The sequence below is a fragment of the Brachybacterium tyrofermentans genome (genome assembly GCF_014897585.1).
GTDB classification, from domain to species: Bacteria; Actinomycetota; Actinomycetes; order Actinomycetales; family Dermabacteraceae; genus Brachybacterium; species Brachybacterium tyrofermentans.
In genome coordinates this window covers 133,887-154,158 of the sequence record NZ_JABUXW010000009.1, presented here as the reverse complement: position 1 = coordinate 154,158, position 20,272 = coordinate 133,887, and the positions used below count along the sequence as shown (strand labels likewise).

The following is a 20,272-nucleotide window of genomic DNA, read 5'->3' as shown; positions in this document are numbered from 1 at the left end:
CGGACGCCGAGGCGGATCATCCGCCGGTCAGCGGACGCCTGGTCTCATCCTGCACGCCGGACAGAAGGCCTATCTATCAGAACACCGTGATGGTGATCGCAGAGCCCTTCTCGGCCTCAGACCCAGCGGCCGCGGACTGCTCGTAGACGAGGCCGAACACCGGCGTGCCGCGGTCGTGCTCGACCGTGACGGCGAACCCTGCGGCCTCGAGTGTGGCCTTCGCCTCGGCCTCGGGCTTCTGGAACACGTCGGGGACCTTCACCATCTCGGGCCCGAGGGAGGTCACGACGTTGACGGTGTCGCCGCGGTAGGCGGTGCCGGACGCCGGGGACTGGGAGATCACTGACCCGGCGGGAACGCTGCTGGAGTGAGCCGATGAGCTCGTCACCGTGAATCCGGCGGCCTCCAGCGCGCTGCGGGCGCTCTGGCCGGTCCTGCCCGTCTGATCGGGGACCGTGATCGGCTGCCGCCCCTGGGAGACGACGACGTGGACCTCCCCGCCGGCGGGGAGCGCGTCCTCCTCCTGGGACTGGGAGATGACCTCGCCCTTCGCGATCTCCTCCGAGTACGTCGGGTCGTCCTCGACCAGCTCGAGACCGGCGTCCTCCACCTCGCTGCGAGCGGCCTCGAGGTCCATGCCCTCGACATCGGGGACAGGGAAGGTCTGTACGCCCTTGGAGACCACGAGCTCGACGCCGGATCCCTTCTTGACCGTGGTCCCGGTCGAGGGGCTGGAGGAGATCACGTGGCCGGCAGGAACGGTCTCGTCGAACCGCTCCTCGGTGCGCACGGCGAGATCGGCGGAGTCGAGCACGGCTTCGGCATCGGTCAGCTGCGTGCCCGTGAGGATGGGGACGGTGCGATCGGCGCCGGGACCGGTGTTGAGGTACCAGTCGCCGCCGGTCCACGCCCCGAGCGCCAGAGCGGCCACGAGGCTCAGCGCCGCCATCAGGGCGAGCGGGCGCGAACGGTGTCGCGTTCCGAGGGGGAGGTGGCGGCCACGGCGTCCCTTCGGGGCGCGCAGCACGACGGTGCGCGCGCTGGCGTCCTCGTCGTCCGCGCGCTCGGAGCTCTCTGCGGTGCCTGACGCGTCCCGGCTGTCGGAGTCGTCCGGGCCGTCTGGGCTGCCGGGGCTGTTCGGGCTGCCGGGGCTGGCCGAGTGTTCGAGATCGAGCGCGAGCTCCGAGCTCTCCGCGACGTCCGGCTCCTGGTCGACGAGCTCCGCGGGCAACGGGGAGCTGTCGGCGCCGATGTCGCTCCGGTCGCCTTCGAGGAGTCCGGCGGGGAACGCCCGCGGGCCGCGACGCAGCTCGGAGACGACGTCATCGAGATGGGAGGTCGGCAGCTTCACGTCGGAGGTGTCGTCGAGCTCGCGGGCGGCAGGACGGGTGTCCTGGACCGCGGCGGGGAAGGTCTCCATGAGCTCTCGCACCGCGCGCAGGAGATCGGCGGCGGTGGCGGGGCGCTGCTCGACGGTGCGGGCAGCGGCCCAGGTCACCAGGGAGTCGAGTTCACGGGGGATGCCGGAGGCGACCGTGGACGGTGCAGGAATGTCCTCGTGCACGTGCTGAAAGGCGATGTGGACGGGCTGCTCGCCCCGGAACGGCTGGACCCCGGTGAGCATCTCGTACAGGACGATCCCCAAGGAGTACAGATCGCTGCGCTCGTCGCTGTGCCCTCGGGTGACCACCTCGGGGCTGATGTAGGCGACCGTTCCCAGCAGCGTCGCGCTGGCCGAGGAGTTGCTCGATCCGATGGCGCGGGCCAGACCGAAGTCCGCGACCTTCACGAGCCCGTCCTGAGCCAGGAGGATGTTCTCGGGCTTGATGTCCCGGTGCACGATCCCGGCGGCATGCGCGGCCACCAGGGCCTCGAGCACCTGCGCCGTGACATCGAGGGTCTCGCCGATGGTGAGACGACCTCGGTCGACGATACGTGCGCGGAGGGTGTCACCCTCGACGAGCTCCATGGCGAGGTAGATGCGGTCCTCGTCGGCCCCCTGGTCGAAGACCCCGACCACGTTGCGGTGCGCGAGCCTCGCGGCGGCCCGGGCCTCGCGGCCGAAGCGGCGCCGGAAGTCCTCGTCCATCGCCAGATGGGGATGCATGATCTTGAGGGCGACGACGCGGTCGAGCCGCTCGTCGTGGCCGCGGTGCACCGTCGCCATTCCGCCGCGCGCGATCGGCTCCTCGACCCGATAACGGTCGTCGAGGAGCAGGCTGATGCCGGGGGAAGTCGACGTCGCCGCGCTCACAGGGCCAATCTAGGGTGCGGAGCCGCGAGGAGTTCGCACCGACACACGCCGAGAGCGCTCAGGAGTGTGACGTCGGACGGCGTGATGTCCGCAGCCGATGGGTCCGTCGGGGTGCGCGCCGGTCCTCGGGCGTGGCACCCTGGTCCCGTGAATGCCCTCGATGAACTCATCCCTGACTGGCTCGCCCTCCCCGATGTGGCCCTGCACCTGGACGTGGAGGTCTCCCGCGTGCGTCGACTCGTCGACGAGGGGGAGCTCATCGCCGTGCGCCGCGGCGACCCCGTCGTCCGGATGATCCCGGCGGCGCTGCTCACCGAGGACGGCATCGCCCCGCACCTGCGCGGCACGATCACGATCCTGCGCGACGGCGGCTTCGACGACGTGGAGCTGCTGACGTGGCTGTTCACCGAGGACGACTCGCTGCCCGGTCGTCCGATCGATCAGCTGCGCATCGGCCAGCGCGGCGAAGTGCGACGCCGGGCCCAGGCACTCGCCTTCTGACGGGTCGCCGAGACCCTCTGGGCCGGTCAGCGAGGCAGCGACTCGACATCGGTCGCCTGCGCGGCGAGAGCGGCGAGTCCGGCGCGGCCCGGCTCTCCGATGCCCGTGGCACCGTCCAGGATCTCGCGGGCGCTCGTCGCGCGAGCTCGAACCTCCTCGGCGACCGAGCGGACCGCACCGGAGGAGACCATGAGCTGGTGCGCCTGCTGGATCTGCGCCGGTGTCGCGTCGGAGCGACCGATCACGCTCTCCAGCAGTGCGCGCCCGGCACCGTCGGTCGCGGACTCGGTGCGTGCCAGCAGCACGGTGCGCTTGCCCTCGACGATGTCGCCCCCGATCGGCTTGCCGGTGTCGTCCTGGTCGCCGATCACGCTGAGCAGGTCGTCACGCAGCTGGAACGCCGTGCCGACCTCGATCGCCCAGGCGGACAGCTGGTCCAGGACGGTGTCGTCCGCGCCCATCAGCGCCGCGCCGATCCGGACCGGCCGCAGCACCGTGTACGGGACGGTCTTCCAGCGGATCACGGACAGCGCCGCGCTCTCCGCATCGCGAGCCGAGGAGAAGCCTCCTGCTTGGTGGAGGATGTCCAGGAACTGACCGGACATGACCTCGGTGCGCAGATCATCGAACTCCCGGCGGGCCCGTGCCGTCCTCGACGGCTCGACCTCGACACCGGCGGCGAGCTGCTCGGCCCAGCTGAGCGCGAGATCACCGAGCACGATCGCGAGCGCGACCCCGTAGTCCGCGGAGGAGCCGACGAGGCTCGCGAGCTCGTGACTCGTGGCGGCATCGACATGGAGAGCGGGTCGTCCGCGGCGCACGGGGGAGTGGTCGATGACGTCGTCGTGCATGAGGGCGGCCGCCTGGACCAGCTCGATCGCCGCGCCGTAGCGCGCCAGCGCCTCCAGCTCGTCCTCCGTGGGCTCCCGCTGCAGAGCCGCGGCCCCTCCCCAGAAGCAGAAGCGCGGGCGCAGCAGCTTCCCTCCGTCGAGATACCGAGCGAGGGTGTCCACCAGCGCTGCGGTCTCCGGGGAGATCTCGGCGAGATGGTCGCGCCGCAGCGCGAGCTCGTCGGCGGTGATCGACTCGACCCGTTCGACCAGACGTCGATCGAGTTCACGGAGGTCGGCGCCGGTCAGCGGCGCTCCAGCAGGGGACATCGGTACTCCTTCTCGACGGACACGAAGATCTTCGCATGACGTCCTGACCGTGGACCGCATAGGGGTCGGCACCTTCCCTCCACACAGGGTCTCTGTCCCCAACGCGGGCTCGAGGACTGCGCGGACGACGGCGGTGCACGAGGGTCGATCCATGACGACCAACACCCCACCGGCCGGTTCCGACCGGCGTGTCCTGCACCCCTACGACCCCTCGGAGTTCCTCGCCGAGACCAGGATCTGTCTGCGTCAGATCCCGACCGACTGCCTGATCGTGATGGGCTGCGGGAAGAGCGGGCAGACACCCGTGGTGACCACCTCCGACCTGTCCGATCTGCTCGCCCCGGCCTGGGCGGACCGGCTCGAGCAGCATCTGGAGCTCCTGCTGAGCCGAGGTTGCTGTCGGGCCTCGGCCATGGTGGTCGTCGGTGACGGCCACGGAGCGCTCCCGGAGCCTGCCCTGGAGGAGCTCACGGTGCGATTGGCGGCGAGGATCCTCGCGACGGCCGCGCATCTGCTTCCGGACCCCTTCCCGTTGGAATCCCTCTGGATGGTCGGCAACTCTCAGTGCCGACAGGTGCTCCGAGGCGAGCCCGACGTCGACGAGGAACGGCTCCTGGTCTCCCCGCCCCAGCCGCTGCGTCCCTTCCAGGAGACCCGCGCCGCGGCGGATGAGGTGCTCGTCGGACGGTCCGTCCCGCAGCCGCCTCGAGAGGAGCCGCGCCTCGATCTGGTAGGTCGCCAGCTGCACCTCACTCGGACCGCGCTCGACGCCGCCGTCGATCCGGGAGAGCTCTTCGCCAGGGCGCGGGGAGCGCTGCGCAGGCTGCGTGCCTCCGACGGCGGGCCCGCGGATCCGGCCTTCGTGACGGACTGTGAACTGGTCTCCGACCTCGTCTCCGCCGTCGCGGTCGAACGGCTGCACTGGGAGCTGCTCGCCCGCTGTGTGGATCGCGGGCACGCCTCGCCCATCGATCGGGAGCAGCTGCTCCAGGTCCTCGTCCGTGACGGATCGTGGTGCCCGGATAGCGACGTCTGTGCAGGTGGCGACTGGTATGAGGCGATCGCGCAGCTGCGTCACGTCGCGGCTGCGGCCTGTGCTGATCCCGAACTCCCGGGCCATGCGATCGCGAGGGAGGCGTGGCGGGGGCTGACGGCGATGCTCACTCTGCTCGCGTGGTGGAATCACCGGTTCGCCACGGCGGGCAGTCTCGTGGATGAGCTGTGGGACCGGGAACCGGCGTCGACTCTGGCACCCTTGTTGGCACGTATGACCGACACGCCGATCTTTCCGGCCTGGTGGCCCAGCCCCTGACCACAGGGTGGCTGGTGCGAGCGGGGCCGGAGCGCAAGGAGGAGGGGCCGCCGATGACCGCACTCGGAGCTCTGAACCGGACGACGGCGACCAGCACGTCGGCCCCGAGCCAGCAGGCAGAGACGTCGATCCCGGCCCGGCAGTTGACCGGAGCGAACGCCCCGGATCTCCCGCAGGCCGCATCGACGGGCGCCTGGACCCCCGAGCAGGGGGTGGGGGAGCGGCGGTTCGCCTCGATCGGCTCGCTCGAGCTCGAGAGCGGCACGGTCCTCGAGGACGTCACCATGGCCTACGAGACCTGGGGCACGCTCGATGCGGACGGCGGCAACGCGATCCTCGTGCTGCATGCGCTCACCGGGGACTCGCATGTGCGCGGAGGCGTGAGCGACGCGCACCCCAGCCCCGGATGGTGGGAGGACGTGGTCGGCCCCGGTCTCCCGATCGACACCGAGCGCTGGTTCGTGATCGCGCCGAACATCCTGGGTGGCTGTCAGGGGAGCACCGGGCCCAGCTCTCCGGCACCGGATGGCCGGGCCTGGGGTTCCCGGTTCCCGGTGCTGACCGTGCGGGACCAGGTCGCCGCAGAACGACGACTGCGCGACCAGCTCGGGATCGAGCGGTGGGGACTGGTCATCGGCGGGTCGATGGGCGGTATGCGCGCGGTCGAATGGGCGGTGAGCCATCCCGAGGAGGTGGAGCGGCTCGCCGTCATCGCCAGCTCGGCGCGGGCGACCGCCGATCAGATCGCCTGGAACAGCGCCCAGAGCGCCGCGATCCGGGTCGATCCCGAGTTCCGCGGCGGCGACTACTACGACGTCGTCGGCGGCCAGGGCCCGCAGCTGGGGCTCGGCATCGCGCGGCGCATCGCCCACACCACGTATCGCACCGCGACCGAGCTCGAGGCCCGGTTCGGGAATCGCCCCCAGGAGGGCGAGGACCCCTTCGACGGGGTCGGACGGCACCAGATCACCAGCTATCTGGACCACCATGCCGGCAAGCTCTCGCGCCGTTTCGACGCGAACTCCTATCTCGTGCTCGCCCACTCGATGAGCACCCATGACGTCGGCCGGGACCGCGGCGGGGTCCCTGCGGCCCTGTCCCGGGTCAGTGCTCGGACGTTGGTGGTGGCGATCGACTCCGACCGCCTGTTCCCGCCGGCGCTGGTGGCGGAGATGGCTGAGCACATCCCGCGCTCCACCTGGCAGGTGGCGCAGTCGGAGATCGGGCACGATGCGTTCCTGCTCGCCCATCCCGATCTCGACGGGTGGATCGCGGACCTGCTCGATGGCTAAGCTCCTGCTCGATGGCTAAGCTGGGGAGATCAGTCGACGGCCCTCGAGCGAGGCGTCTCGAGAACCGTCCCGAGTTGGGAGCTGGCGAATGACCGTTGTCGTGGGCTACACACCATCGAGCCAGGGCATGGCCGCCCTGCGCTCCGCAGTCCGGAGCGCCAAGCGTGACAAGACGGACCTGGTCGTCGCCTATTACGAGTTCTGCGAGGCCCCGGACGGGCTCGCGGCACCGTCCGAGGAGGACGTGCAGACGGCCCTTGCGGAGGCCGATGCAGAGGGGGTCGACGTCGTGCTGCGTCGTCGATCGCTGCCGGACATCGGCGAGTTCCTGCTGACCGTCGTCGAGGATGTCTCGGCGACGCTGCTGGTGATCGGGCTGCGACGCAAGTCGCCCATCGGGAAGCTCAATCTCGGCGCCGCCGCACGGCGCGTCGTGCTCGGAGCGCCGTGCCCCGTGCTCGCCGTGAAGGACGATGACCGGGCTGCGGGCGCCGGCAGGCACGCTGTCGCCTGAGCATCGACATGGGTTCTCGGCGGGTGCTGCCGACGCAGCGCCGAGCACTGCTGGAGCACTCCGGGTGCACTCCCGGTGCGGCCTCCGGGCGAGGCCGGGAATAAGTGCTCCCGCAGGACGTTATACTTGTGAGGCTTGACGGCACCGTGCCTTCGTGCGCCGTGAACCCGGTGGATACCGGGTCGACGGTTGCCCCAGGACCCGAGCCGCGCCGAGATGACTGATCGCCCGAGTGTGGCGGTGAACCCCAGGGACACCGCCGGAAGAAGGAACTCTGTGACCTCCTCCAAGACCGCTGAGACCGCCACCGAGCCGACCGCTGAGGCGGCCGGCCCCGAGGCGGACGCGACCTCGAAGCGTTCCGCGTCGACCGCGAAGAGCACGACCGCGAAGACCGCCGGAACTCCGAGCAAGCGCACGTCCAGTACCAAGACCGCCGCGGAGCCGGCGGACGATGCCGAGGCTGCCGCCGCCACGAAGCCGGAGGCCAAGAAGCCTGCCGCACGGAAGACTGCTGCGAAGAAGAAGCCCGCCGCCACGAAGGCGTCCAAGGCCGCTGCCGCGGCGAAGGGCGCGGAGGAAGAGGTCGAGGAGGAGGTCGAGGAGTCGGAGCCCAAGAAGGAGGCGTCGGCTGCCGACGCCAAGGTCGAGGCCTCCGGCGGATTCATCTTCAACGCCTCTGAGGATGACGCCCCTGCCCAGCAGGTCGTCACCGCCGGCGCGACCGCCGATCCGGTCAAGGACTACCTCAAGCAGATCGGCAAGGTCGCACTGCTGAACGCCGCGCAGGAGGTCGAGCTCGCCGAGCGCATCGAGGCCGGTCTCTTCGCGGAGCAGAAGCTCAAGCGCGAGGAGTCGATCGCCAAGACGAAGGCCGGCCGTGAGCTCGGGATGATCGCCGAGGACGGGCGGGCCGCCAAGGACCACCTGCTCGAGGCGAACCTCCGCCTGGTGGTCTCCCTCGCCAAGCGCTACACCGGCCGCGGCATGCTCTTCCTGGACCTGATCCAGGAGGGCAACCTCGGACTGATCCGCGCCGTGGAGAAGTTCGACTACTCCAAGGGCTACAAGTTCTCGACCTACGCGACCTGGTGGATCCGTCAGGCCATCACCCGCGCCATGGCGGACCAGGCCCGCACCATCCGCATCCCCGTGCACATGGTCGAGGTCATCAACAAGCTCGCCCGCGTCCAGCGGCAGATGCTGCAGGATCTGGGCCGGGAGCCCACCCCCGAGGAGCTCGCCAAGGAGCTCGACATGACCCCGGAGAAGGTCGTCGAGGTCCAGAAGTACGGCCGCGAGCCGATCTCCCTGCACACACCCCTGGGCGAGGACGGCGACAGCGAGTTCGGTGACCTCATCGAGGATTCCGAGGCCGTGGTCCCGGCGGACGCCGTGAGCTTCACCCTGCTCCAGGAGCAGCTGCACTCGGTGCTGGACACCCTGTCCGAGCGCGAGGCCGGCGTGGTCTCCATGCGCTTCGGCCTCGAGGACGGCCAGCCCAAGACCCTCGACGAGATCGGCAAGGTCTACGGGGTCACGCGTGAGCGGATCCGGCAGATCGAGTCCAAGACGATGTCGAAGCTGCGTCACCCCTCGCGCTCGCAGGTGCTGCGCGACTACCTCGACTGAGAAGAACCCCGCATGACCTCGACGGCGGCGCCGGCGACCCGAGCACGGGTCCCGGCGCCGTCGGCGTCCGGGGCCAGATCCTGAGGAGGCCGAGAACGAGGAAGAGGTCGAGGCCTGGTTCTCCGTCAGGGTGAGGCCGAGGTCGCCGTCAGGGACCGGGACGACGAGAGGGCACCCACCGGCGGTGGGTGCCCTCTCGTCATGTCATGGGTGCGAGGTCGCGTCACCCGGACCGTGGATCATCAGTCCTCGACGGGTTCAGGCTTGGCGTGCAGCCTCTCCGTCTCGTCGATGAACTCGGAGGCGACGTCCTTGAGGGCGTCCTGGTGGGCGCGGGCGTGATGTGCACAGAACATCAGCTCGCCGCCAGCCTCCAGGAGCACCTTGACGTACGCCTGGGCGCCGCAGCGGTCGCAGCGGTCGTGTGCGGTCAGCCGGGGGGCTTCAAGAGTCAGGTTCATGGTCCTTTTCTAGCATCGGACGCGCGCTGAGGGGAGTACTTGGGGCTGTGGTTCGCTCGGGGCGCAACGAACCTGTGAGCGGTGCCGCAATGCGCGGTTCCGGGGCGCCGGACACGTAGGATCCGAGGCGTGGCCACCTCCAGCAGCTCGAAGAAGTCCGCATACGACGCACGCAACCTCCAGGTCCTCGAAGGCCTGGAGGCGGTCCGCAAGCGTCCCGGCATGTACATCGGATCGACGGATTCCCGCGGGCTCATGCACTGCCTGTGGGAGATCCTCGACAACTCGGTCGACGAGGCCCTGGGCGGTCACGGCGAGTCCATCTCGGTGATCCTGCACCCCGACGCCTCCGTCGAGGTCCGGGACACCGGCCGTGGCGTCCCGGTCGATGTCGAGCCACGCACCGGGCTGACCGGCGTCGAGGTCGTCTACACCAAGCTCCATGCCGGCGGGAAGTTCGGCGGCGGCTCCTATGCGGCCTCCGGCGGCCTGCACGGAGTCGGCGCGAGCGTCGTCAACGCCCTCTCCGGCCGCCTCGATGTCGAGGTGGACCGTGCGGGGAAGACCTATGCGATGAGCTTCCAGCGCGGTCAGCCGGGGAAGTTCGAAGACGGCGACCAGCCCGCCGCCGAGGCACCCTTCACCCCGGCCCAGGGTCCGGGGGAGCTGCGCGTGATCGGCAAGGCGAAGCGCGGTGTCAGCGGCACCCGGGTGCGGTACTGGGCGGATCCGCAGATCTTCATCAAGGGCTCCCACTTCGCGCTCGACGAGCTGCACCGACGTGCCCGGCAGACGGCGTTCCTCGTACCCGGCCTGCAGATCTCCGTCACGGATCAGCGTCCCGAGGCCTCCCCGGATCAGCCGGCCACCCGCAGCTACAAGTACGACGGCGGGATCAGCGAATTCGTCGAGTACCTGGCGCAGGACGAGAAGATCACCGATGTGATCCGTCTGCAGGGCTCGGGCGACTACACCGAGACCGTGCCCGTGCTCGACAAGAACGGACACATGGTCTCCACCGACGTGGAGCGTTCCTGCGAGGTCGATATCGCGCTGCGCTGGGGTGCCGACTACGACTCCACGCTGCGCTCCTTCGTGAACATCGTCGCCACGCCCAAGGGCGGCACTCATATGGCCGGCTTCGAGCAGGCGCTGGTCAAGACCATGCGCAAGCAGGTCGAGAACCAGGCCCGACGGGTGAAGTTCAATACCAAGAACGAGAAGATCGAGAAAGACGACGCCCTGGCCGGCCTGACCGCCGTGGTGAGCGTGCGCATCGACGAACCGCAGTTCGAGGGCCAGACCAAGGAGATCCTCGGGACCCCGGCGATCCGGGCGATCGTGGGGAAGGTCGTCGAGCAGCAGCTGACCACCTTCCTCACCTCGACCACGAAGGGTGAGAAGGAGCAGGGCGCTCTGGTCGTCGACAAGGTCGTCTCCGAGATGCGGGCGCGCATCGCAGCGCGGATGCATAAGGAGGTCTCACGGCGGAAGAACGCCCTGGAGTCGTCCACGATGCCGACCAAGCTGGCCGACTGCCGCACCCATGACGTCGAGCGCTCCGAGCTGTTCATCGTCGAGGGCGACAGCGCCCTGGGCACCGCCAAGAACGCACGCTCCTCCGAGCACCAGGCGCTGCTGCCCATCCGCGGCAAGATCCTCAACGTGCAGAAGGCGTCCATCACGGACATGCTCAAGAACACCGAGTGCGCGGCGATCATCCAGGTCATCGGCGCCGGCTCCGGGCGCACCTTCGACCTCGAGGCCGCACGCTACGGCAAGATCATCATGATGACGGATGCCGACGTCGACGGTGCCCACATCCGCACGCTGCTGCTGACCCTGTTCCACCGGTACATGCGGCCGCTGGTCGAGGCCGGGCGGGTCTATGCCGCGGTCCCGCCGCTGCATCGGGTGGAGATCGTCCACGGCGGCAAGAAGAAGAACGAGCTGGTCTACACCTATTCCGAGGCGGAGCTGAACAAGCTCCTGAAGAATCTCGATCGGCGGGGCAAGCGGTACAAGGAACCGATCCAGCGGTACAAGGGACTGGGGGAGATGGACGCCGATCAGCTGGCGGACACCACCATGGATCCCGGCCATCGCACCCTGCGTCGCGTGCGCATCGAGGATGCGGAGGCCGCCAGCGCGGTCTTCGAGCTCCTGATGGGTTCCGAGGTCGCTCCCCGCAAGCAGTTCATCATCGAAGGAGCCGAAGAGCTCGACCTGGAGAGGATCGACGCATGAGTGTCGCCGTCCGTGTGATCCCCTGCCTGGATGTCGATGCCGGCCGGGTCGTCAAGGGTGTCAACTTCCAGGGCATGCGCGATGCCGGGGACCCGGTCGAGCTCGCCGCCCGGTACGGGGCGGAGGGGGCCGATGAGCTCACGTTCCTCGACGTGACCGCGTCCTCCGGCGGCCGGGCCACCATGATCGATGTGGTGCGCGCCGCCGCGGAGCAGATCTTCATCCCGTTGACCGTCGGCGGCGGGGTGCGCTCGGTGGACGACGTGGACCAGCTCCTGCGGGCAGGCGCCGACAAGTGCGGCGTCAACACCGCCGCCATCGGCCGTCCCGAGCTGATCAGCGAGATCTCCCACCGTTTCGGCAATCAGGTGCTGGTGCTCTCGATCGACGCCCGGCGCGTCACCGAGGACACCCCGGAGGGCACGGCCCGCAGCGGGTCCGGCTTCGAGGTCACGACGCACGGAGGCCGCCGCGGCACCGGCATCGATGCGATCGCGTGGATCCGCGAGGTGACGCAGCGTGGCGCCGGAGAGATCCTGCTGAACTCCATGGATGCCGATGGCACCGAGAAGGGCTTCGACCTCGAGCTGATCCGGCTCGCGCGGGAGGCCACCACTCTCCCGCTGATCGCCTCGGGCGGTGCGGGAACGCCGGCAGACTTCGCGCCGGCCGTGCACGCCGGCGCCGACGCCGTGCTCGCGGCGAGCGTGTTCCACTTCCAGAAGATGACGATCGCCGAGGTCAAGCAGGAGATGGCGGCCGACGGCATCACCGTGCGCTGACCGCCAGACCGTCCGACGCCGGGTCGCGGCTCGGTGACGGATGCGCGCAGGACAGGGCCCCGTCCGGGAACGGACGGGGCCCTGTCTCATCAATCCCACGGTGGTCGTGAGCCGGAGCGCGGCGTCACCGCCGGGGCATGGCGCTGACGGCCAGCGCGCTCAGGAACAGCCGATCCCGTTCCTGGAGCGCCTGCTCGGCAGCATCACGGCGGCGCGCGCGCTCGATCGCGCGGCGGCGGGCACGTGTCGGTGCCTCGGCGCGTTCCTCGGCGATCGGAACGGCGCTCGTATCGGGCGGGAGGCGATCCGAATCGGCCCTCTGAGCACGGCGGGGCTCAGGGAGCGGATCCCGCAGCGTCGGCAGCGGCGTGATGACGGTGGTGGTGGGTGGACGGTCGAGGGGAGTCTGGACAGACATGGCGGCCTCCTGGCCGGTGGGGTGGGTTCGAGTCTTCTCGGCACCGCGGACAGGACGTGTCCGCAGGGCGAAGAGGGCGTCAAGAACCGCTCGACAAGGGTCGAGGGAGTGTCATGACGGGGCGGCAGGGGACCGACATGCTGCGACGTCGGCAGGGAGCCGACATGCTGCGACGCGGAGCGGTCTCCGGCCTCGGCGAGGCTTATGCGGCGCGGCCGGTGGTGCTGTGTGCCCCACCGTGCGCTGTCGCGGGCACAGTCGATCCGTGCTGCCCGACGGAGGGCGCGCCACAGCCGAGCGGCACCGCGGTTCTGCGGTCCGGGAACGGGGTGGTGTGCATCTCCATGGGGACAGTCGACCATCCCGGTCCCTGGACGGCAAGCGAATAAATCCTGCTCACAGCGGGACGGACTGCACGAAGGACAGCAGGACGGACAGCAGAGGACCCGGCCACGCCCAGGGCAGGGAGGGACCGGGTCCTCGGAGCAGAGCGCGGGCTGGGACACGCACGCTCGGTGATCCGTGCTGAGAACTCAGAACTCAGAGCGCAGTTGTCAGATCTCAGTGCTCGATGCGGTAGGTGACGCCCAGGGTGTGCGAGGCACCGGGCTCGAGGGCCACGAAGGCACCCTTCGCCACGGCGGGCTCGATGCAGACGAACTCGGGCCAGGCCGAGTCCGGGAGGTCGGCCATGCCGGTGACGAGCTCGTCCCAGGGGTTCCACACGATCGTCTTCGCCGTGCCGCGGGGCGTGGAGACGAGGCGACGTGAGGCGAGCTCGTCGGTGATCGTGACCTCGCCGTGCGCGTCGACGATCCGGTCCGTGGAACCGGTCAGGCGCAGCGCTTCGCCCCCGAGCACGTCCGCAGCCAGGCCGCGGGTGTTGTCGAGGTACTCCGCGTTCTCCAGCCCCTGGATCGCGATCCGGCGCACGTCGTCGACGGCGAGATAGGTGTGCAGGGCGGCTTCGATCTCGAGCGACCTCGCCCCGGCGGTGAGCGTGAGATCCACGGAGAGCTCAGCCCCGATGCGGAACACGACGGTCCCCGAGAGCTCCGCGGCATCCTGCGGGGTCGCGAGCTCCAGGACGGCGTCGTCACCGTCGAGAGCCGCGGAGACGAGCTCCCAGCGGACGTTGCGCAGCCAGCCGTGCTTGACGGTCATGGACCCGTCGCGTCCCGGCCCGAACCAGGGGCCGACCAGCGGAATGCCGCCGCGGATGGCTTCTCCGAGGCCGAAGGCGGAATCCGGGCTGAGCCACAGCAGATCGGATTCCCCGGCCGGCGCCCAGCTGGTCAGATGCGCGCCGTCGAGGTGGACCACGGCGCGAGCGGACGGCACGTCGACGACGATCGCGTCGGTGCCATGGACCTGCTCGAGGAGGACCCCGTCGGGCAAGGAGAGGGAAGCGGCGGTGCTCGAAGTGTTCATAGCACTCATCGTCGCACGGGGGAGAGGCTCCCGACCGGCAGGTGTCAGGGAGTTGCCGTCGGACCGGGTCCCCGAACGCGGTCGGCATCCGGTGCCTCGTGGGGTGCTGGCGCCGCGACCAGACCGGGGGCGGAGGGCGCGCACACGGCGGCGAGCTGCCTGATGGATCCCGGACCGGACGGGGGAGCCGTGCCGCGCAGGACGAGGAGTCCGACCACCAGGCCCGCGACCGCCCCGGCGATGCCGAGCGTGAGGCTGATGCCCTCTGTCGGGATCGGCTCCGTCGACAGCAGCCGCGCACGGGTGCGTGCCATCACGGAGGCGAGGTCCTCGGAACGCGTCATCGGGCCAGCTCGCCGCGCGCGGTTCAGCCGACCGCGGCGATCGGCACGGCGACCGGCGTGCCGGAGCCGTCGCGTCGGCCCGTGGGCTCAGGCAGATCGATCGGCTGGCCGGCCTCCGAGCAGGCCCGGGCGGGGTGAGGCACCACCCAGGCGCCGATGAGCGTGTCCTCGCCCCGGAGGAAGCGGTGGCAGCGCATCCCGGCCGTGGCGCGGCCCTTGGCCGGGAACTCCGTGAGGGCCGAGACCTTGAGCGAGCCGGTCTGCAGCAGGGGCAGGGTGCCGGAGCTGCCGGACACCGTCACGACGTCCGCCGCACCGGTGACGTCGACCGTCCCGAAGGCGACGACGTGGGCGTCGGCGGAGAGCTTGATCCCGGCGACACCGCCGGCGCCACGGCCCTGGGGCCGGACCCCGGAGGCGGGGAAGTGCAGCAGCTGCGCGTCGGAGCTGATGAACACCAGGTCCAGGTCGCTGTCCTCCTCCATATCCACCACGCCCACCACGGTGTCACCGTCCTTGAGCGCGATGATCTCGAAGCCGTCGGAGCGGGGGAAGTCGAGCTGGACCCTCTTCACGACGCCCTGGCGGGTGCCGAGCGCGATCGCGCCGCCGCGGGCCAGATCCGCTTCGGCGAGCCGGATCAGACCCATCGGGCGCTCGTCGCGCTCGAGGTCCAGGAGATCGGCCAGTCGGGTGCCTCCCGCCAGGGACGGCGCCCCGGCGGTGGGGGCGAGCGAGGGCAGCTCCACGACCGACAGGTGCAGCACACGACCCCGATCGGTGACGACGCCGATGGTGGATCGGGTCGAGGTGAGCACGTCGGAGACGATGACGTCATGGGAGGCGCGCTGGCCCTCCCGCAGCACCACGTCCTCGCCGGCGATGCGCGCCACCAGGGACGTGCCGGTCAGCAGCACCCGGCAGGGCTCGTCGGCGACCTCGAGGGACCCGGAGGCGGTCACGGCGGGCTGGTCGGCGGCCTCCAGCAGGACGGTGCGCCGGGAGTCCCCGTGCTCGGCGGCGACCGCGGCGAGCTCCGTCGAGACCAGCTCGCGCAGCACCGCGTCCGAGCCGAGGATCTCCTCGAGCGCCTCGATCTCCCGACGGAGGTCGTCGCGCTCGGCCTCGAGGTCGATCTGCGAGAACTTCGTCAGCCGGCGCAGGCGCAGCTCGAGGATGTACTCGGCCTGCAGCTCGGAGAGATCGAAGACCCCCATCAGACGCGTGCGCGCGGACTCCGCGTCATCGCTGCTGCGGATGATCTGGATGACCTCGTCGATGTCGACGATCGCCAGCAGCATGCCCTCGACCAGGTGCAGGCGCGCCCTGCGCTTGGCGAGCCGGTGCTCGGTGCGCCGGCGCACCACCCGCAGCCGGTGGTCGACGAAGACCTCGAGCATCTGCTTCAGGCCCAGGGTGCGCGGCTGGCCGTCGACCAGGGCCACGTTGTTGATGCCGAAGGACTCCTCCAGCGGCGTGTACCTGTACAGCTGCGAGAGCACGGCCTCGGGGTCGTAACCCGACTTCACGGTGAGCACGAGGCGCAGGCCGTGGTGGCGGTCGGTCAGGTCCTGGTAGTCGGTGATCCCCTGGACCCGCTTGGCCTGGACGGCGTCACGGAGCTTCTCCGCGACCTTCTCCGGGCCCACCTGGTAGGGCAGCTCGGTGATCACGATGCCCTTGCGGCGGGAGGTGATGTTCTCGATGCGCGTCGTGGCCCGCATCTTGAACGAGCCGCGCCCGGTGCGGTAGGCGTCGCGGATGCCGTCGAGTCCGACGATCCGGCCGCCGGTGGGCAGGTCCGGACCGGGGACGAAGCGCATGAGCGCGTCGAGATCAGCCTCGGGATGGTCGATCAGGTGACGTGCGGCGGCGATCGTCTCGATCAGGTTGTGCGGGGCCATGTTCGTGGCCATGCCGACGGCGATGCCCGAGGCCCCGTTGACGAGGAGGTTCGGGTACTGCGCCGGCAGCACATCGGGCTGGGTGAGCTGGTTGTCGTAGTTCGGGATCATGTCCGAGACGTCCTCGTCCAGCGAGTCCGTCATCAGCAGAGCAGCCTTGGCGAGGCGGGCCTCGGTGTACCGGGCGGCCGCCGGCCCGTTGTCCAGGGAGCCGAAGTTGCCGTGCCCGTCCACCAGGGGCATGCGCATGTTGAAGCTCTGGGCCATGCGCACCAGGGCGTCGTAGATCGCGGTGTCGCCGTGGGGGTGGAGCTTGCCCATCACCTCGCCGACGACGCGCTGACTCTTGACGTGCCCGCGCTCGGGCCGCAGTCCCATCTCGGCCATCATGTAGAGGATCCGGCGCTGGACGGGCTTGAGCCCGTCGCGCGCGTCCGGGAGGGCCCGGGAATAGATCACGGAGTACGCGTATTCGAGGAATGACGTCTCCATCTCACTGGTGACGTCGATGTCGACGATCGTCTCGTCGACCTCGTCATCCCCGGCGGGCGGCTGGGTGCTTCGTGATCGGGCCATGAGGGACATCATGGCGCATGACCGGCCATGATCCCGGGAACCAGGGCCCGGACGGGACGTGAATCCCGTCTATTCCACAGTCGTCGGCGATAGGATCCGAGCATGTCCGACAGTCGTGTGCCCAGGCGTGAACCCCTGCGTTCCCTGCGACGTCGCGCCGCCGACGCCCCGGCGGACCCCGCGCCGGAGTACCCGGCGCACTGGGAGGCCGACATCGCGCTGCGCGACGGGTCCGCGGCGCATCTGCGGCCGATCCGTCCCACGGACGCGGACGCCCTCCAGGACTTCCATCAGCGGCAGTCCGAGCATTCCCGCTATCTCCGCTTCTTCGCGGCGATGCCGCAGCTCTCGCCCCGCGACCTGTCCCGGTTCACGCACGTCGACCACCACGACCGGGTGGCCTTCATCGTGCTGGTGGGCGACGAGATCATCGCCGTCGCACGGTACGACCGCATCGAACCGCGAGCGGCAGAGGTCGCGTTCAACGTGTCCGACGCGCGCCAGGGGGCCGGGCTCGCCTCCGTGCTGCTCGAGCATCTGGCGGCCGCGGCCCGCGAACGGGGGATCAGCTTCTTCACCGCCGAGGTGCTCCCGCAGAACGCGAAGATGATCAACGTGTTCACCGAGGCCGGCTTCGACGTGGAGCGCACGATGGACGACGGCGTCGTGCTGGTCTCCTTCCGCATCGACCCCACGAAGCGCTCCCTCGCGGTGATGGCGGAACGCGAGCACCGCGCGGAGGCCCGGGCCATGGAGCGCCTCCTGACACCGGAGTCCGTCGTGCTGATCGGGGTGTCCTCGCGCGCCGACTCCGCCGGGGGCCGGTTCCTCACGGCGCTCGAGACCTCCGGGTACGGCGGCGCCGTCCACGTCGTCTCCCGGGAGGCGTTCGAGCTGCGCGGCCACCGCACCCGTGCTCGGGTCCAGGACATCCCGGGAACCGTCGACCTCGCGGTGATCGCCCTGCGGCCGGAAGCCTGTCTCGACGCCATCGAGCAGTGCGCGGAGATCGGGGTGCGCAGCGTCGTGATCCCCACCGAGGGGTTCACCGACAGCGAGCAGGGACGTCAGCTGCAGCGGCGGCTCGTGGCGCGCTCCCGACTCCATGGCATGCGCCTGCTGGGCCCGGGGTCGCTCGGCTTCCTCCGCACGGGCGAGGACGCGATCAGCCTCTCCCTCGCCCCGAAGATGCCGCGCCCCGGCCCCGTGGCGCTCGCCGGCCAGTCCAGCGCGCTGTCCGCGCTGCTGCTGGCGGGGACGGACACCCGCGGGATCGGCCTCCACGAGTTCGTCGGCGTCGGCAACCGGGCGGACGTCTCCCTCAACGACACCCTCCAGCACTGGGAGGACGACGAGAACGTCCGGGTGATCGCGCTCGCCCTGGAATCGATGGGCAACCCGCGCAAGTTCACCCGGCTCGCCCGGCGCCTCACCCGGAAGGTGCCGCTGATCGTGCTGCGTCCGCCGGGCGTCGACTCCACGACGCCCCCGGGTCACGACGTGCGCCGCTCGACGCTGCCGCGCCGTGCCCTGGACCAGGTGCTCGGATCCTCCGGTGTCGTGCAGGCCTCCGGGGTGGACCATCTCCTGGACATCACCGACGCCATCGGGCGCCAGGGGCTCCCGCCGGGCCAGCGCGTCGGGCTGCTCTCGAACACCGCCGCACTCGGCGCCGCCCTGCGCGGGGCGACCGACCAGGCGGGTCTCGAGGTGGTCGCCGACAATCGCAGCGTCCCGCTGTCCCCGGACCCCCGACTGATCCAGCGCGCGTTCACCTCGATGGCCGCGCTCGGAGAGGTGGACCTGGTCATCGCCGGCATCCTCGACCCGCTCAGCGGGGACGCCCTCGAGGTGATCCGGGCGATGGCGACCGTGGCCCGCCACTCCGAGGTGGTGCTGCTGGTCTGCCTGATCACCGATGCCGACCGGTACGCCCAGGTGCAGCAGTCGGTCCGTCGCGACCAGGACCTGCCGCCCGTCCATGCCACGCCCTATGGGGCGGTCCGTGCCGGGTCCGGGATGCTCGCGGCCGCTCTGCGCCCGGCGGTCGACGACGACGAACCCGCGCATCGCGAGGACGTCGACCGTGTCGTCGCCCGGGAGTTCGTGGACCGGGCCCTCGCCGCCACCGGGCCCTCGACCCGAGATCTCACCGCCGGCGAGGTGAGGGATCTGCTGTCGGCCTACGGGATCGGGGTGCTGGACTCCCATCCGGTGCTCGACGCCGACGACGCCGTGGAGAAGGCGCACGGCCTCGGCTATCCCGTCGCCCTGAAGAGCACCGACGAGGTGCTGCGCCACCGGGCGGATCTCGGGGGAGTGCGCCTGGCCATCCCCGATGAGATCCAGCTGCGCCATGCGGTCGCGGCGATGCGTCGCGACCTGTCCTTCTCCAGCGCCCCGCTCGAGGTGCAGGCGATGGCCCCACCGGGCGTCCCGATGGTGGTGCGGAGCGTCGAGGACCCGTCGCTCGGACCCGTCGTCTCCCTCTCCGTCGCCGGTGACGCCACCGACCTGCTCGACGACATCGCCTACGCCATCCCGCCGTTCAGCGAGGAGGGGGCACGCGGCCTCATCGACACCCCGGCGAGCGCGGTGAAGCTCCAGGGGGCCAAGGGGCTCCCACCTGCCGACCGTGAGGCGCTCGCCGACCTCGTGGTGCGGATCGGACTACTCGCCGAGGACCTCCCGGAGCTGGCGATGCTCGAGCTGTATCCGGTGCTGGTGGGACAGGAGGGCGTCAGCGTCGTGGGGGCCACCGTGCGGCTGAGCCCGGCTCCCAACCGGACCGACAGCTCCCGTCGAGCGCTGTCGGGACCGGCGGGCTCCTGAGCCCGAGGGCGTGGGACACTGGTCCGATGACCACAGCTCTTCCCGCTGATCTCCTCACAGAGCTCGAGACCGCCGGATACTTCCCGCAGACGGCCGCCCAGAGCCTGCAGCGTTCCCTGCACGGCGCGCGGCCCCTGGCCCACCTCGTACGGCCGGAGACCACCTTCGACGGTCCCGAAGTGCGCCGGCACCTCACGGTCCTCGTCCTGACGGCCACCCATCTGCTGGTCACGCACCTCGACGACGACCCCGCCGACGCCCTGAACCCGAGCCAGGTCGTCTCGACCACGGAGCGGGTCCGGCTGCAGCGGATCGCCTCCACCGGCCTCTCCCAGGTCTTCGACACCGACGGCCAGCAGACCCCCGGCCGCGAGGCCGAGATCACGCTCGGCATCACCTGGAGCGGCAGCCACCGCGTGGATCTCGAGCGCGCCGTCTGCGAAGACCCCAACTGCCAGGCCGACCACGGCTACACGGGCACCATGGCGCCGTCGGACCTCGCCCTGCGCGTCAGCGCCCTGGCCGATGGCGACGACGCGGTCGAGGCCGCGCTGCGCTTCCACGACGAGCTGGTCGACGCGGTCGACGCCCTGGACACCTGAGAGGACCCCC

16 protein-coding genes are annotated in these 20,272 nt (G+C 70.4%); 9 read left to right on the top strand and 7 right to left on the bottom strand.

From position 1 onward, the window contains the following. Nucleotides 1-76: 76 nt before the first annotated feature. The gene (locus tag INT49_RS08640; RefSeq protein ID WP_193117322.1) at nt 77-2,254 is read right to left on the bottom strand and encodes a Stk1 family PASTA domain-containing Ser/Thr kinase; all 2,178 of its coding nucleotides are present in this window, start codon (nt 2,252-2,254) and stop codon (nt 77-79) included. 147 nt (nt 2,255-2,401) lie between these two features. On the opposite strand from INT49_RS08640, the gene INT49_RS08635 reads away from it, so the two are divergent. Further along, the gene (locus INT49_RS08635; protein ID WP_319021559.1) at nt 2,402-2,755 is read left to right on the top strand and encodes an Rv2175c family DNA-binding protein; all 354 of its coding nucleotides are present in this window, start codon (nt 2,402-2,404) and stop codon (nt 2,753-2,755) included. A gap of 26 nt (nt 2,756-2,781) precedes the next feature. Here the strand turns inward: INT49_RS08635 and INT49_RS08630 are convergent, their stop codons facing one another. Next, a complete protein-coding gene (locus INT49_RS08630) occupies nt 2,782-3,915 on the bottom strand; it encodes a polyprenyl synthetase family protein (protein WP_193117320.1) in 1,134 nt (377 codons plus the stop codon). A gap of 151 nt (nt 3,916-4,066) precedes the next feature. On the opposite strand from INT49_RS08630, the gene INT49_RS08625 reads away from it, so the two are divergent. The 4 genes from INT49_RS08625 to INT49_RS08610 all read left to right on the top strand — a co-directional run bounded on the left by INT49_RS08625 (nt 4,067) and on the right by INT49_RS08610 (nt 8,665). After that, on the top strand, nt 4,067-5,227 hold the full coding sequence (locus INT49_RS08625) for a hypothetical protein (protein ID WP_193117319.1): 1,161 nt from the start codon (nt 4,067-4,069) through the stop codon (nt 5,225-5,227). 53 nt (nt 5,228-5,280) lie between these two features. Further along, the gene (gene metX, locus INT49_RS08620; RefSeq protein WP_193117318.1) at nt 5,281-6,519 is read left to right on the top strand and encodes a homoserine O-acetyltransferase MetX; all 1,239 of its coding nucleotides are present in this window, start codon (nt 5,281-5,283) and stop codon (nt 6,517-6,519) included. Nucleotides 6,520-6,607: 88 nt separating this feature from the next. Continuing rightward, on the top strand, nt 6,608-7,033 hold the full coding sequence (locus INT49_RS08615; RefSeq protein ID WP_193117317.1) for a universal stress protein: 426 nt from the start codon (nt 6,608-6,610) through the stop codon (nt 7,031-7,033). A 216-nt stretch (nt 7,034-7,249) separates the two neighbouring features. After that, on the top strand, nt 7,250-8,665 hold the full coding sequence (locus INT49_RS08610; protein WP_193117316.1) for an RNA polymerase sigma factor: 1,416 nt from the start codon (nt 7,250-7,252) through the stop codon (nt 8,663-8,665). A gap of 242 nt (nt 8,666-8,907) precedes the next feature. On the opposite strand, the gene INT49_RS08605 is transcribed toward INT49_RS08610, so the two are convergent. Continuing rightward, nucleotides 8,908-9,126 carry a DUF7455 domain-containing protein gene (locus INT49_RS08605; protein ID WP_193117315.1) on the bottom strand — a complete coding sequence of 73 codons (219 nt, stop codon included), beginning with the start codon at nt 9,124-9,126 and terminating at the stop codon, nt 8,908-8,910. A 129-nt stretch (nt 9,127-9,255) separates the two neighbouring features. Here INT49_RS08605 and INT49_RS08600 point away from each other — a divergent pair, with 129 nt between their 5' ends. Both INT49_RS08600 and hisF read left to right on the top strand, forming a co-directional pair. Continuing rightward, nucleotides 9,256-11,373, top strand: a complete 2,118-nt coding sequence (locus INT49_RS08600) for a DNA gyrase/topoisomerase IV subunit B (protein ID WP_193117314.1) — start codon at nt 9,256-9,258, stop codon at nt 11,371-11,373. Next, entirely contained in the window at nt 11,370-12,155 is a 786-nt protein-coding gene (hisF, locus tag INT49_RS08595; RefSeq protein WP_193117313.1) for an imidazole glycerol phosphate synthase subunit HisF, read from the top strand. The genes INT49_RS08600 and hisF overlap by 4 nt, the downstream gene beginning before the upstream one ends. 124 nt (nt 12,156-12,279) lie before the next feature. Here hisF and INT49_RS08590 read toward each other — a convergent pair whose 3' ends face one another. The 4 genes from INT49_RS08590 to INT49_RS08575 form a co-directional block, all read right to left on the bottom strand. Beyond that, on the bottom strand, nt 12,280-12,573 hold the full coding sequence (locus INT49_RS08590; protein ID WP_193117312.1) for a hypothetical protein: 294 nt from the start codon (nt 12,571-12,573) through the stop codon (nt 12,280-12,282). A 561-nt stretch (nt 12,574-13,134) separates the two neighbouring features. Then, nucleotides 13,135-14,004 carry a D-hexose-6-phosphate mutarotase gene (locus tag INT49_RS08585; RefSeq protein ID WP_226849972.1) on the bottom strand — a complete coding sequence of 290 codons (870 nt, stop codon included), beginning with the start codon at nt 14,002-14,004 and terminating at the stop codon, nt 13,135-13,137. A gap of 44 nt (nt 14,005-14,048) precedes the next feature. Next, nucleotides 14,049-14,348 carry a hypothetical protein gene (locus INT49_RS08580; RefSeq protein ID WP_193117310.1) on the bottom strand — a complete coding sequence of 100 codons (300 nt, stop codon included), beginning with the start codon at nt 14,346-14,348 and terminating at the stop codon, nt 14,049-14,051. A gap of 23 nt (nt 14,349-14,371) precedes the next feature. Continuing rightward, nucleotides 14,372-16,828: a DNA gyrase/topoisomerase IV subunit A gene (locus INT49_RS08575; RefSeq protein WP_193117309.1), complete on the bottom strand. Its 2,457-nt coding sequence runs from the start codon at nt 16,826-16,828 to the stop codon at nt 14,372-14,374. Between the two features lie 102 nt (nt 16,829-16,930). Between INT49_RS08575 and INT49_RS08570 the strand changes: the two genes are divergently transcribed. Next, nucleotides 16,931-19,660: a GNAT family N-acetyltransferase gene (locus INT49_RS08570; RefSeq protein ID WP_193117308.1), complete on the top strand. Its 2,730-nt coding sequence runs from the start codon at nt 16,931-16,933 to the stop codon at nt 19,658-19,660. Between the two features lie 26 nt (nt 19,661-19,686). Further along, a complete protein-coding gene (locus INT49_RS08565; RefSeq protein ID WP_193117307.1) occupies nt 19,687-20,262 on the top strand; it encodes a DUF5998 family protein in 576 nt (191 codons plus the stop codon). Nucleotides 20,263-20,272: the final 10 nt, after the last annotated feature.